9 protein-coding genes are annotated in these 13,821 nt (G+C 67.8%); 7 read left to right on the top strand and 2 right to left on the bottom strand.

All coding sequences use genetic code 11. The annotated features are described in order from the left end of the window. Positions 1–619: 619 nt before the first annotated feature. Positions 620–1,213: a GTP cyclohydrolase I FolE gene (folE, locus tag ACYVBS_RS04165; RefSeq protein ID WP_460821984.1), complete on the bottom strand. Its 594-nt coding sequence runs from the start codon at positions 1,211–1,213 to the stop codon at positions 620–622. Between the two features lie 33 nt (positions 1,214–1,246). Beyond that, positions 1,247–2,929 (bottom strand): sensor domain-containing diguanylate cyclase, encoded by a 1,683-nt coding sequence (locus ACYVBS_RS04160; protein ID WP_460821982.1) that lies wholly within the window; start codon positions 2,927–2,929, stop codon positions 1,247–1,249. Positions 2,930–3,104: 175 nt separating this feature from the next. On the opposite strand from ACYVBS_RS04160, the gene dnaA reads away from it, so the two are divergent. The 7 genes from dnaA (at position 3,105) to ACYVBS_RS04125 (ending at position 13,744) form a co-directional block, all read left to right on the top strand. After that, entirely contained in the window at positions 3,105–4,442 is a 1,338-nt protein-coding gene (gene dnaA / locus ACYVBS_RS04155; protein WP_460821980.1) for a chromosomal replication initiator protein DnaA, read from the top strand. Positions 4,443–5,055: 613 nt separating this feature from the next. Then, entirely contained in the window at positions 5,056–6,156 is a 1,101-nt protein-coding gene (gene dnaN, locus ACYVBS_RS04150; protein WP_460821978.1) for a DNA polymerase III subunit beta, read from the top strand. A gap of 113 nt (positions 6,157–6,269) precedes the next feature. After that, complete coding sequence (recF, locus tag ACYVBS_RS04145) at positions 6,270–7,415, top strand: DNA replication/repair protein RecF (RefSeq protein ID WP_460821977.1); 1,146 nt, start codon at positions 6,270–6,272, stop codon at positions 7,413–7,415. Between the two features lie 583 nt (positions 7,416–7,998). After that, positions 7,999–10,473 (top strand): DNA topoisomerase (ATP-hydrolyzing) subunit B, encoded by a 2,475-nt coding sequence (gyrB, locus tag ACYVBS_RS04140; protein ID WP_460821975.1) that lies wholly within the window; start codon positions 7,999–8,001, stop codon positions 10,471–10,473. 298 nt (positions 10,474–10,771) lie between these two features. Beyond that, positions 10,772–11,575 (top strand): M48 family metallopeptidase, encoded by an 804-nt coding sequence (locus ACYVBS_RS04135; RefSeq protein WP_460821974.1) that lies wholly within the window; start codon positions 10,772–10,774, stop codon positions 11,573–11,575. A 123-nt stretch (positions 11,576–11,698) separates the two neighbouring features. Continuing rightward, positions 11,699–12,913 (top strand): tetratricopeptide repeat protein, encoded by a 1,215-nt coding sequence (locus tag ACYVBS_RS04130; protein WP_460821972.1) that lies wholly within the window; start codon positions 11,699–11,701, stop codon positions 12,911–12,913. A gap of 150 nt (positions 12,914–13,063) precedes the next feature. Next, entirely contained in the window at positions 13,064–13,744 is a 681-nt protein-coding gene (locus tag ACYVBS_RS04125) for an energy transducer TonB family protein (protein WP_460821970.1), read from the top strand. The last annotated feature ends 77 nt before the right edge of the window (positions 13,745–13,821 follow it).

The following is a 13,821-nucleotide window of genomic DNA, read 5'->3' as shown; positions in this document are numbered from 1 at the left end:
GGCCACGGAGCGCTCGGGGCCGTAGGTGGGACTTTGAGGCCCGATAGCCACGCTTCAACGGTAATGAATGGCGGTTTTTTCGCCATCGATGAGCCCGCGCATGCCACGCGTGCTGCTATTTGCCGCACCTATGAGGAAATCAGGTCCAAGCGCCAGGCTTCTTGACTCGCGCACGAGTCTTCCAGGGGCGTGTGCGGGTCAAAAAGACTCACGCGTGAGGCTCACACCGCCGCCATCGAGACTGGTCGCCTCATGCAGGAGGCTTTTTGGCTCAGCCACAAGTCAACGAGTAGTGAGAGCGACCCTCCGACTTCATCGCCGAGGCCGCGTTTGCGTCACCGCAGGCTTTGCCCCGCTCTCCCCCGGACCCAACACCACGCGTCATCAGGCGTCGGGATGCGTGGGGTATCGCGTAGAGCGGGCCATGGGTGAGAGCGGGCTGCTTACGCGGCACTGCCGCGTGGCCCGGTCGAACGCCCGGCGCGCTGCGCCGGGCCGGACTGGCCCGCGGCCCGACTCCGCGCAGGACTGCGCGGACGGAGGGCCGAAGCGATGCCCCGCGCAGCCCGGCGCCATCCCGCCACCCGGTTTTGACGTTGAATCGCCGCTCAGGGCGAACTCAGCGCCCTGGCCCCACATCAATAAACCGCAGGAACTCCGCCCGCGTCCGCGCATCCTCGCGGAACGTGCCCAGCATCTTCGACGTGATCATGCTCACCCCGCGCTTGTGCACCCCACGCGTGGTCATGCACTCGTGCGCGCCCTCGACCACCACGGCCACCCCACGCGGCTGCAACACGTCCTGGATCACCTGCGCGATCTGCGCCGTCATCTTTTCCTGCACCTGCAGCCGCCGCGCATACGTCTCCACGACGCGGGCCAGCTTGCTGATGCCCACCACCTTGCCGTTGGGCAGGTAGCCCACGTGCGCCTTGCCGATGATCGGCGCCATGTGGTGCTCGCAGTGGCTCTCGAACTCGATGTCGCGCAACACGATCATCTCGTCGTAGCCCTCGACTTCCTCGAAGGTGCGCTTGAGGTACTCGGCCGGGTCCTCGATGTACCCGCTGAACCAGTCGCCATACGCTTCGACCACGCGCTTGGGCGTATCGATCAGGCCTTCGCGTGTCGGGTCGTCGCCGGCCCAGCTGAGCAGCGTGCGGATGGCGGCTTCGGCCTCTTCGCGACTGGGCTTGCGGGGGGTGTCGGCCATGACGGGGCTCCTGCGGCGTGGGGGACGGGCATCCTACTCCATGGCCGGGGCCGTCGCCCGCGCGGGCTCGTGGCCCACCGCGCCGTGCCCGGCGATGCGCGCGCTCACCAGGGCCCGCTCCGCCCGCGCCAGGAGCGTCGCCACCGAATCACCCGGCTGGGACATCACCACGCCGATGCTGATGGTGGCGGTGATCGCCTGGCCGTCAATGCGTAGCGGGCGCTTGCCGACCACGTCCGACAGCCGGTAGGCCAACTGCTCGCAGTCCTTGCGCTCGCATTCGGTCACCACGGCGAAGCTGTCGGCCTCCAGCCGGGCCACCACATCGTCGGGCCGCAGCACGCTGCGGATCCGGGCCAGCACCTGCTGCAGCACCGCGTCGCCCACGGCGCGACCGTACCGGTGGTTGAGCTGCCGCAGGTCGTCGTGGTCGATCAGCAGCAGGCCGTAGCGTTTCTTGGCCAGCCCGCCCAGGTGCTGCCAACCGTCGAGCAGCTGGTGGAAGGCCTTGGCGTTCATCGCCCCGGTCAGCGGGTCGCGCTCGACCGCCTCGCGTGCCAGCACGGTCAGGCGGTGGCGGTTGGCGGCGTGCTGGCTCAACGCCAGCACCAGCACGCCCGACTCCAGCACCGCCATCGCCGGCAGCCATTGCTCCGCCCAGGGCGCGTTGACCACGCCCAGCAGGTGGCCGGCGACCAGCAGCACCATCGCCAGCAGCGGCGCCCAGCCCAGCAGGTAATAGCCGGCGTAGGTCGCGCCCTTGCGCCACGCCCACACGGCCAGCACCAGCACCAGGGGCACGCAGAACACCAGCAGCCCGTTGCCGACCAGGTAGTACCAGCCCAGGACATGGCGGCCGCCCACCAGCAACGTCGCCAGCAGCGCGATGTGCAGCCATTGCAGCACGCGCACCAGTTGGGCCCCGGGACGCAGGCGCTGCGGCAGGTCCAGGAACAACCGGGTGAATTCCAGCTGGGCGATCACCGCCAGCGTGGCCAGCCCCCACTGGCCGATGAAACCGCTGCGGCTCAGCCACGCCAGGCCCCGCATCTCGGCCGCATCCCCGGACAGCAGCATCATGTACAGCGCCAGGCACACCAGGTAGGCGCCATAGCTGACGTACAGCCGTTCGCGGAAGTTCAGCCCGATCACCAGCATCACCAGCGCCATCAGCGCCAACCCGGTGAACGCGGCGGTGAAGAAGCGCGTCTGGGCCCGTTGCTCGCGGGCCAGCGTGGACACGTCGGAGAACCGCAGGCGCAGCGCCTCGGTCGAGGCCCCGCCGACCCGCAGGTACGCAACCGCGCCCGACGGCCAACCGTTGGGCAGCGCCAGCACCCAGCCCCGGCGCAACAGCCCGGACCCGCCGCGGCCGGATTCGTGCACCACCCGCACCGCGCCGGCCGGCGGGTAATAGATCACCGGGCCAAGGGCGTGGGCCCCCTCCAGGACCAGCACCCGGCCTTCACCGGGCCGGATCGTCCGGTCGGCGGTCAATCGCAGCCAATGGGTGCCCGGGTCATAGGGTGCGTTCAGGACCGCTTCGGGAGTGTGTGCATCGGTCCGCGCGGCCGCCAGCACGGACGCCGACAACGGCGGCGATGCGGACTCGCCCCCGTTCAACAACAGTTCCGCCTTCAGTGCCTGCGCGGCAACCGGGAAGGCGCATAACCACGCGCCCAGCACCAGCCACCACGCCCATCCCCTGCGCCGCATCCGTGTTCCCCCAACGTGCCGGGTCAGTCTAGCGCGAAGCGGCCACCGGCCCGTCGCGGGTGCACCGGCGGGGTGGGGGTGGTAGTCTGACCCACCCCCGACCGGTCGTTCCGCGCGAAGCCGCGAGCCTCGCGCCGACCCTCTTTTGCCTTTCCGGATTGACCCTGCCCGATCTATGGACGCTTGGCCCCGCTGCCTTGAACGCCTTGAAGCCGAATACCCGGTCGAAGACGTCCACACCTGGTTGAAGCCGCTGCAGGCCACCCGCCGCGACGACCTCACCGTGCTGTACGCCCCCAATGCCTTCGTGGTCGAGCACGTGCGCGACCGCTACCTGCCGCGCATCCGCGAGCTGCTGTCGTACTTTGCCGGCAGCGACCAGGTCGCGCTGGAAGTCGGCTCGCTGCCCCGCGCCCCCGCCGCGCCCTCGCCCACCGCGGCGCTGGCCGCCGCCCGGTCCGCCGCGCCGGCCCCGGCTGCCGAGCCCTTCCAGGGCCATCTGGACAACCACTACACCTTCGACAACTTCGTCGAGGGCCGCAGCAACCAGATGGGCCGCGCCGCCGCGTTCCACGCCTCGATCAAGCCCGGCGACCGCGCCCACAACCCGCTGCTGCTGTACGGCGGCACCGGGCTGGGCAAGACGCACCTGATGTTCGCCGCCGGCAACGCCATGCGCGCCAACAACCCGGGCTTCCGGGTGATGTACCTGCGCAGCGAGCAGTTCTTCAGCGCCATGATGAAAGCGCTGCAGGACAAGACCATGGATCAGTTCAAGCGCCAGTTCCAGCAGGTGGACGCGCTGCTGGTGGATGACATCCAGTTCTTCGCCGGCAAGGACCGCACGCAGGAGGAGTTCTTCCACACCTTCAACGCGCTGTTCGACGGCAAGCAGCAGATCATCCTGACCTGCGACCGCTACCCGCGCGAGGTCGAAGGGCTGGAGCCGCGACTGAAGTCGCGCCTGGCCTGGGGCCTGAGCGTGGCGATCGAGCCGCCGGACTTCGAGACGCGCGCGCAGATCGTGCTGAGCAAGGCGCGCGAGCGCGGCCTCGCCATCCCCGAGGATGTCGCGTTCCTGCTGGCCAAGAAGATGCGCAGCAACGTACGCGACCTCGAGGGTGCGCTCAACACCCTCGCCGCGCGCGCCAACTTCACCGGCCGCGCGATCAGCGTGGAGTTTGCCCAGGAAACCCTGCGCGACCTGCTGCGTGCGCAGCAGCAGTCGGTCGGCATCCCCAACATCCAGAAGGTGGTGGCCGACTACTACGGGCTGCAGATCAAGGACCTGCTCAGCAAGCGCCGCACGCGCTCGCTGGCGCGCCCGCGGCAGATGGCCATGGCGCTGACCAAGGAACTGACCGAGCACAGCCTGCCCGAGATCGGCGACGCCTTCGCCGGGCGCGACCACACCACCGTGCTGCACGCCTGCCGGCAGATCCGCACGCTGATGGAAACCGACGGCAAGCTGCGCGAGGACTGGGACAAGCTGATCCGCAAGCTCAGCGAGTAAGTCACGGCGTGCGGTGCGCCCGCACCAATGCCGGTCCCGACGAACGACCCGCCAGGCTTCCGGCCAGCGGGTCGTTTGCGTTTGGGGCCAGTGCGGCCCCGCGACCGGGTCAGGTGCCCCCTCCTCCGCCACCGCAGGCGCGTCAGGCGACGCCCGAGGCCACACGACGCCCTCCTTCATGCGCACACGCCCCAGGCGCGTCAGGAGCGCGCCAGGGCGCTTCTGGAGCGGTGGACAGCCTCCCGGGGTGTCGGGCCCTCACCGCGGCTCCTGGCGCGCGTTGTGGCGCGAAAACCGGGTGCGCCCAGCCCTAGTGGTCGGAAAGCAAGCAAAGTGCTTCAGATTGTGGAAAATGGCGGCAGTGCATCGGTTCTGGGAAACCTGTGGCTGCGCCGCGGACAAATTGTGGATAACTGAGCCTCCCGGCCAGACCCTGAAATTTGTCCACAGCTTGTGCGCACGCAACCGGGTCCGTTATACAGCCGTTTGGGTTGCCGAAATTCATATGTAAATCAAAGGCTTGATGTGGTTTTCCCGCGTTTTTCGCGACTCCACCGCCACTAAGCTTTTGATTTATTCAACAACTTGATCTTGGAAAGGGGAGCGGGTCCACATGCGTTTCAGCCTGCAACGCGAAGTGTTTCTCAAGCCGTTGGCTCAGGTCGTCAACGTCGTCGAGCGCCGCCAGACGCTCCCGGTGCTCGCCAACCTGCTGGTCCAGGTCAAGGACGGCCAGTTGTCGTTGACCGGCACCGACCTGGAAGTCGAAATGGTCTCGCGCATCGCCGTCGATGACGCCCAAGACGGCGAGACCACGATTCCGGCGCGCAAGCTGTTCGAGATCGTTCGCGCCCTCCCCGATGGCAGCAAGGTCACCATCAGCCAGAGCGCGGAGAAGATCACCGTGCAGGCCGGCCGCTCGCGCTTCACCCTGTCGAGCCTGCCTGCCAACGACTTCCCCTCGATCGAGGAGATCGAGACCACCGAGCGCGTGCGCGTGCCCGAAGCCTCGTTGAAAGAGCTGATCGAGCGCACAGCGTTCGCCATGGCACAGCAGGACGTGCGCTATTACCTCAACGGCCTGTTGTTCGACCTGCGCGAAAGCTCGCTGCGCTGCGTGGCCACCGACGGCCACCGCCTGGCGCTGTGCGAGGCCCAGCTGGAAGGCGGCGCGCAGACCAAGCGCCAGATCATCGTCCCGCGCAAGGGTGTCAGCGAGTTGCAGCGCCTGCTGGAAGGCGGCGACCGCGAGATCGAGATCGAGATGGGCCGCGGCCACATCCGGGTCAAGCGTGACGATGTCACCTTCACCAGCAAGCTGATCGACGGCCGCTTCCCCGACTACGAGGCCGTGATCCCGATCGGCGCCGACAAGGAAGTGCGCATCGACCGCGAGGTGCTGCGTGCGTCCCTGCAGCGCGCCGCGATCCTGTCCAACGAGAAGTACCGCGGCGTGCGCATCGAAGTGTCGCCGGGCCAGCTGAAGATCAGCGCGCACAATCCGGAACAGGAAGAGGCCCAGGAAGAAGTCGAGGCCGACACCCGCGTCGATGACTTGGCCGTGGGCTTCAACGTCAACTACTTGCTGGACGCGTTGACCTCGCTGCGCGACGAGCACGTGGTGCTGGCCCTGCGCGACGCCAACTCGTCGGCGCTGGTGCGTGAGGCTTCGAACGAGCGTTGCCGCCACGTGGTGATGCCGCTGCGGCTCTGACCCGCCGGCCGGTTTCGGGTGTTCCACGTGGAACAGTCGGAACCGCCCTGGCCCTGCTTCCTCTGGACGCCCGGCTTGCCCGGGCGTCCTTCTTTCTGTTTCCCTAGCCTGCCATGCACGTCACGCGCCTCGACATCCACCGCCTGCGTCGCTTCGACGAGGTGCAACTGTTGCCGGGACCCGGGCTGAACCTGATCACCGGGGACAACGGCGCCGGCAAGACCAGCGTGCTGGAGGCCTTGCACCTGATGGCCTACGGCCGCAGCTTCCGGGCCCGGGTACGCGATGGCCTGGTCCGCCAAGGGGCGGACGCCACCGAGGTGTTCGTCGAGTGGCGGGAACGCGCGACCTCCGGGGCAACCCTCTCTTCGGAAGGGGATCCGTTGACCGCCGCCGCTGGGTTTCGCACCCGGCGGGCGGGCTTGCGGCATTCCGGCCGTGACTGGGAAGGCCGGCTGGACGGGCAATCGGTGTCCCAGCTCGGCGACCTGTGCGCGGCGTTGGCCGTTGTGAGTTTCGAGCCGGGCAGCCATGCGTTGATCACCGGGGCCGCCGAGAACCGGCGTCGCTACCTCGATTGGGGCTTGTTCCACGTGGAACACGAGTTCCTGCCGCTGTGGCGCCGCTATGCGCGCGCCCTGCGGCAGCGCAATGCCCTCCTGAAGGCCCGCGCCGGCAATGACCAACTGGATGCCTGGGACCGTGAGCTGGCCCAAGCCGGTGAGCCATTGGGGCAATACCGCCAGCGTTACCTTGAGGCGATCGAGCCGGCGGTTGCCCAACTCGCGTCGGAATTGGCCCCGGGGCTGGGTGGCGTGCAGCTGAGTTACCAGCCGGGCTGGCGCCGGGATGAGTTTGCGCTCGTGGACGCCCTGCTGTTCTGCCGCGAACGCGACCGCGTGGCGGGCTACACCTCCGTCGGGCCGCACCGCGCCGACTGGCGGATCGAATTCGGTCTGGTGCCGGGTCGGGAGGCCTTGTCGCGGGGCCAGGCCAAGCTGGCCGCGCTGGCTACCCTCCTCGCCCAAGCGGAACATCACGCGGCTGTCCGCAACGATTGGCCGGTCATTGGCCTTGACGACCTAGCGTCGGAGCTGGATCGCCACCACCAGTCCCGCGTGCTGGCCTGGGTGGCCTCCACTGGAGCCCAAGCGTTCATCACCGGCACCGAGACGCCTGCCGTGTTGCAGGCGCCGGCCGAAGCGGTGGTCAGGTTCCACGTGGAACATGGGCAGGTCGTACGTACGGGCGGAACCTAGTTCGCATCCCGCATCCCGCACCCCGCACCCCGCACCCCGCACCCCGCAACCGATCACCAGCACCAGCACCAGCACCGGCACCAGCACCAGCACCAGCACCAGCACCAGCACCAGCACCAGCACCAGCACCAGCACCAGCACCAGCACCAGCACCAGCACCAGCACCAGCACCAGCACCGCTCGGCTGGCTGGCTGGCACCGCCTTCCTCGCACCTGTATCCAAGCCTCGTCGCTCGCTCTGGTGCCTCTGACCGACGATTCCGAAGGCAAACCGCGCCAATCTCGCGCGCCGTCCGGTGCCGCCCGTCGCCCACGACGGCCCCCAAGGGGCAATGCCCCTGTGGCCCCCGCGCCGTAGGGGTCTCCCGGACGCGCCTGACAACCCCGCGCCTTTCGCGGACGCGCTCACCCCCATGAACGCCGCACCCACCTCAGCCACCTCCGGCCCCGCATGTTCCACGTGAAACAAAGCGGCCAGCCCGGCTCCAAGCTCCCGCCTGCTATACTCGGACCACATCCCACTGATGTGTCCCGACGCGTCCGGGCCACCCCCGGACCCCGCGTCACCGGAGCCTTTTCCCGCATGACCCAGACCCAGCACGACCCCGCGCAAGACCCGGCCCAGGCCGACGCCCCGACCGCTGCCTCCCAGACCTACGACTCCAGCAAGATCACCGTCCTGCGTGGTTTGGAAGCCGTGCGCAAGCGTCCGGGCATGTACATCGGCGACGTGCACGACGGCACCGGCCTGCACCACATGGTCTTCGAGGTCGTGGACAACTCCATCGACGAGGCCCTCGCCGGCCACGCCGACGAGGTCACCGTGATCCTGCACGAGGACGGCTCCTGCTCGGTCTCGGACAACGGCCGCGGCATTCCGGTCGACATCCACAAGGAAGAAGGCGTTTCCGCGGCCGAGGTGATCCTCACCGTGCTGCACGCCGGCGGCAAGTTCGACGACAACAGCTACAAGGTTTCCGGCGGCCTGCACGGCGTGGGCGTGTCGGTGGTCAACGCGCTGTCCTCCAGCCTGTGGCTGGACATCTGGCGCGACGGCCACCACCACCAGCAGGAATACGCGCTCGGCGAGCCGGTTTACCCGCTCAAGCAGCTCGAAGCCTCGACCAGGCGCGGCACCACCCTGCGCTTCCTGCCGGCGAAGGAGATCTTCACCGACATCGAGTTCCACTACGACATCCTCGCCCGCCGCCTGCGCGAGCTGTCGTTCCTCAACTCGGGCGTCAAGATCACCCTGATCGACGAACGTGGCGAGGGCAAGCGCGACACCTTCCAGTACGCCGGTGGCATCCGCTCCTTCGTCGAGCACCTGGCCCAGCTGAAGAACCCGCTGCACCCGAACGTGATCTCGGTGTCGGGTGAAATGAACGGCATCACCGTGGACGTTGCCATCCAGTGGACCGACGCCTACCAGGAAACGATGTTCTGCTTCACCAACAACATCCCGCAGAAGGACGGCGGCACCCACCTTGCCGGCTTCCGCGCCGCGCTGACCCGCACGCTTAGCAACTACATCGAGCAGAGCGGGATTGCGAAGCAGGCCAAGATCAACCTGTCCGGCGACGACATGCGCGAAGGCATGATCGCGGTGCTGTCGGTCAAGGTGCCGGACCCGTCGTTCTCGTCGCAGACCAAGGAAAAGCTGGTCAGTTCCGACGTGAAGCCGGTCGTTGAAAGCACGTTCGGCGCACGTTTGGAGGAGTTCCTGCAGGAACATCCCCAGGAAGCCCGTGCCATCTGCGAAAAGGTGGTCGACGCCGCCCGCGCCCGCGAGGCCGCGCGCAAGGCCCGCGACCTGACCCGCCGCAAGGGCGCGCTCGACATCGCCGGCCTGCCCGGCAAGCTGGCCGACTGCCAGGAGAAGGACCCGGCGCTGTCCGAACTGTTCATCGTCGAGGGTGACTCGGCCGGTGGCTCGGCCAAGCAGGGCCGCAACCGCAAGACCCAGGCGATCCTCCCGCTCAAGGGCAAGATCCTCAACGTCGAGCGTGCGCGCTTCGACCGCATGCTCGGCAGCGCCGAGGTCGGCACGTTGATCACCGCGCTCGGCACCGGTATCGGCAAGGACGAGTACAACCCGGACAAGCTGCGCTACCACCGCATCATCCTGATGACCGACGCCGACGTCGACGGCAGCCACATCCGCACCCTGTTGCTGACGTTCTTCTACCGGCAGATGCCGGAGCTGATCGAGCGTGGCCACGTCTACATCGGCCTGCCGCCGCTGTACAAGATCAAGCAGGGCAAGAACGAGCTGTACCTGAAGGACGACGCGGCGCTGGACGCCTACCTGGCCAACAATGCGGTCGACGGTGCCAGCCTGATCCCCGCCGCCGGCGAGCCGCCGGTGGAAGGCGCCGCGCTGGAGAAGCTGCTGGTCACCTACGCCGCCGCACGCGACACCATCGCCCGCAACGCCTACCGCTACGACAGCCACGTGCTGGAAGTGCTGGTCGACCACACCGCGCTCGACCCGGAGCGCCTGTACGCCAGCGTCGACGAGCGTGCCGAGCTCGACGCGCTGGAGGCCCGCCTCAACCGTAGCGGCCTCGGCCGCCCGCGCTACCGCCTGGAACTGCAACCGGCCAACGAGCAGCGCCCCGCTGCCCTGCTCGTGCACCGCATGCACATGGGCGAGGAGCTGATCCAGGTGCTGCCGATGTCGGCCTTCGAAGGCGGCGAACTGCGTCCGCTGCGCGAGGCCGCCTCACAGCTGCACGGCCTGATCCGTGAAGGCGCGCAGATCGTGCGCGGCAACCGCTCGCAGCCCATCGCCAGCTTCGCCGAAGCGCAGGCGTGGTTGCTGGAAGAGGCCAAGAAGGGCCGCCAGATCCAGCGCTTCAAGGGCCTGGGCGAAATGAACCCCGAACAGCTGTGGGACACCACGGTGAACCCGGAAACCCGCCGCCTGCTGCAGGTGCGTATCGAGGACGCGGTCGCCGCCGACCAGATCTTCAGCACCCTGATGGGCGACGTGGTCGAGCCGCGCCGTGAGTTCATCGAAGACAACGCACTGAAGGTGTCCAACCTCGACGTGTGAGGCCCCAGGTCGGGCGCGCAGCCGCTAGACCGTGCGCGCGTCTTCGGCGGTGGTCGGGAACGCCCCTCCCCGGGGGCGGCCTTTGCTCGGCGCGACCGGTGGCCCGCAACGGGTCCGCCTAGCGCCGGCCCGCGCCGCATTCCGCCCATGGCCGCCGGGCCACGATCCGTGCGTTGACTCGGCCACACGCGTGCCTTTGGCTGAACGATCACCCATGGGCGCGTGCCGCAATTGACAGCGCATTCATGGCCTCGGGACTACATAGTTCACCAACATGAACCCCCCAAAGGTCCCTCCCATGAAGCGCGTCCTGCTCGCCCTTGCCGTCACCGCCACCGTCGCCGCCTGCGCCACCGCCACCTCCCCGACCGGCCGCACCCAGCGCGTGGGCGCGGTGTCGCAGGAGCAGCTCAACCAGATGGGCGTGCAGGCCTTCGAGCAGGCCAAAGCAAAGACCCCGCAGAGCACCAACGCCACCCAGACCGCCTACGTGCGCTGCGTGGCCAACGCCGTTACCCGTCAGCTGCCCTCGGAGTGGCAGGCCAACTGGGAAGTGGCGCTGTTCGCCGACAACTCGGCCAACGCCTTCGCCTTGCCCGGCGGCAAGATCGGCGTCAACACCGGCATCTTCACCGTGGCCAAGACCCAGGACCAGCTGGCGGCGGTGATCGCGCACGAGGTCGGCCACGTCATCTCGCGCCACCATGACGAGCGCCTGACCCGTCAGGCCGGCGCGCAGGCGGGCGTCAACCTGCTCGGGGCCCTGATCGGGTCGCGTTACGGCACCGGCGCCGCGCAGACCACCGGCCAGATCGCCGGCATCGGCGCGCAGACCTTGATCCTGCTGCCCAACAACCGCACGCAGGAAACCGAAGCCGATGTCGTCGGCCAACGCCTGATGGCGCAGGCCGGCTTCAACCCCGATCAGGCCGTCACGCTGTGGCAGAACATGATTGCCGCCAACGCGTCCCGGGCGCCGGAATGGATGTCCACCCACCCCAACCCCGAAAGCCGAATCAGTGAACTGCGCAGTCGTGCGGCGTCGCTGGCCCCCGTCTACCAGCAGGCTCGCGCGAGCGGCCATACGCCCAAGTGTGGATGAACAGGCTGTTCAGACTTCGGATCCGCCGCTACCGAATGCCCTGTCATTAGTGATAGTTTTGCGTCCCTCTCGCCTTGCCGATAGTCGGCACGGTGGTGCCTGTAGCAGTGATCGAGGTAGCCCATGAAGTCTTCCGTGTCCTTCAACCGATCCCTGGTCGCGATTGCCGTCGGTGCCGTCCTGGCACTGGGTGCGGTGTCGCAGGCCAGCGCGCAGTCCGCCAGCGAACGCCGTGCGCAGCGCGATGCCGAGCGCAGCAGCAAGGGCGCCGCCAAGAAGGCCGAACCGACCTACCCGCAGGCGACCCGCCAGGAGCCGGAAGCCAAGGCCAGCGCCAAGGCATCGACGAAGCTGCAGAAGCTGCTGAAGCTTTACGAAGACGACAAGGGTGACGAGGCACGTGCAATCGCCGCCGAAATCATCGCAGACGAGAAGAGCAACGCCTACGACAAGTCGTTCGCGGCGCAGATGGGCGCCCAGATCGCCTACGAGGCCGACGATAACGCCGCGGCCCTGGCGTACCTCAAGCAGGTGCAGGAGTTCAACGGCCTGGACAACAACGGCCACTTCGGCGCGATGCTGATGCAGGCGCAGTTGCTGCTGCAGGACGAGAAGTACGCCGAGTCGCTGGCGGTAATGGATCGCTTCCTGGCCGAAAGCAAGAGCCAGAAGCCTGAGCACCTGGTGATCAAGGGCAACGCGCTGTACCGCATGGAGCGCTACCCGGAGGCGGCCACCGTCATCAAGCAGGCCGTGGACGCCACGCCGGAGCCGAAGAACGACTGGCTGCAGCTGCTGATGGCCACCTACTTCGAAAGCGAGCGTTACCCGGAAGCCATCGCCATCGCCGAGAAGGTTGCCGCCCGCAGCCCCTCGGACAAGCGCGCCCAGCTCAACCTGGCCGCGGCGTACCAGAACGCCGACCAGATGGACAAGGCCATTGGCGTGCTGGAGAAGCTCCGCGCGGCCGGCCAGCTGACCGACGAGCGTGAGTACCGCCAGCTGTACGCGGCCTACCTCAACACCGATGGCAAGGAAAAGCAGGCCATCGCCGTGATCAACGAAGGCCTGCAGAAGGGCGTCCTCAAGGGCGACTACCAGACCTATCTCGCGCTGGCCCAGTCCTACTACTTCACCGACCAGCCGGGTCCGGCGATCGAGGCCTACCGCAAGGCCGCCCCGCTCTCCACCAACGGCGAGGCCTACCTCAACCTGGCCCGCCTGCTGTGGCAGGAAGACCGCATTCCGGAAGCCAAGGAGGCGGCCCGCCAGGCGCAGGCTAAGGGAGTGAAGAATGCGGCCGATATCAAGAAAATCCTGGCGCTGCCGTCCAAGTAACTGACGTCACGTTTCTGCCAGACCGGGCTTGGATTGGATCCCCCGGTTTGGTATATCCTAGTAGGTTCCCGCGGCGAGAAATTGTCTCGGAAATCGTTCCAAGCCCCGCGGCGCCTGTGCGTCCGGTCACCCCTCCCGAGTTGACGGCGCATGACGCAAGACCTCGCACATCACCACACCACCGACGATAGCGACGAAGGCCTGAACTGGCCGCGCATCGCCGGTATCACCATGGCGATCGCGGTACACGCCGCCGCGCTGCTCTTCATGCTGGCACCGATGGCTCCTCCTGCCCAAGACAAGGCAGAAGAGGAGGTCACGTTCGTCAACCTGATCAAGCCGCCGCCGCCGCCCCCGCCGCCGCCGCCGCCGCCGCCGCAGGAGATCAAGCCGATCACCCCGCCGAAGGATCTGACGCCGCCGAAGCCCTCGCCGCTTCCGCCGCCGCCGGAAGAGCCGCCGGTGGTCGTCGACGACCCGTCGCCGGTTGACGTCCAGGCCCCGCCGCCGGCCCCGCCGGCACCCCCGGCGCCGCAGACCTCGATCGACGTCGAGGGCGCGATCGACCCGACGTCGCGTCGCATGAACCAGCCCAAGTACCCGCCGGCTGAGTTGCGCGCGGGCGTGGGTGGCACGGTCGTGGTGATCGTGACGATCGACGGCAACGGCAACGTCACCGATGTGTCCATCGAGAAGTCGAGCCGCAACCGCAACCTCGACCGTGCCGCGATGGATGCGGCCCGCCGCTCGAAGTTCAATCCGGCCAAGAAGGGCGGCGTGGGCGTGCCGAGCCGCGTCCGCGTGCCGTACGAGTTCAACCTGGGCGAGTGATCGGACCCGCCCGGGCGCAACACGCAGTAATCACCAGTAACACCCAAACCTCTTTCCACGACATCGAAAGGTAAGCG

This window comes from Lysobacter olei (assembly GCF_054777355.1).
Note: the sequence above shows the minus strand (reverse complement) of the source record. Positions and strands in the feature narration are given on the sequence as shown.

What these genes read in the sequence shown, in the direction of transcription:
- folE (WP_460821984.1), bottom strand. Translation starts at nt 1,213, where the DNA reads ATGGCCGACACCCCCCGCAAGCCCAGTCGCGAAGAGGCCGAAGCCGCC.
- ACYVBS_RS04160 (WP_460821982.1), bottom strand. Translation starts at nt 2,929, where the DNA reads ATGCGGCGCAGGGGATGGGCGTGGTGGCTGGTGCTGGGCGCGTGGTTA.
- dnaA (WP_460821980.1), top strand. Translation starts at nt 3,105, where the DNA reads ATGGACGCTTGGCCCCGCTGCCTTGAACGCCTTGAAGCCGAATACCCG.
- dnaN (WP_460821978.1), top strand. Translation starts at nt 5,056, where the DNA reads ATGCGTTTCAGCCTGCAACGCGAAGTGTTTCTCAAGCCGTTGGCTCAG.
- recF (WP_460821977.1), top strand. Translation starts at nt 6,270, where the DNA reads ATGCACGTCACGCGCCTCGACATCCACCGCCTGCGTCGCTTCGACGAG.
- gyrB (WP_460821975.1), top strand. Translation starts at nt 7,999, where the DNA reads ATGACCCAGACCCAGCACGACCCCGCGCAAGACCCGGCCCAGGCCGAC.
- ACYVBS_RS04135 (WP_460821974.1), top strand. Translation starts at nt 10,772, where the DNA reads ATGAAGCGCGTCCTGCTCGCCCTTGCCGTCACCGCCACCGTCGCCGCC.
- ACYVBS_RS04130 (WP_460821972.1), top strand. Translation starts at nt 11,699, where the DNA reads ATGAAGTCTTCCGTGTCCTTCAACCGATCCCTGGTCGCGATTGCCGTC.
- ACYVBS_RS04125 (WP_460821970.1), top strand. Translation starts at nt 13,064, where the DNA reads ATGACGCAAGACCTCGCACATCACCACACCACCGACGATAGCGACGAA.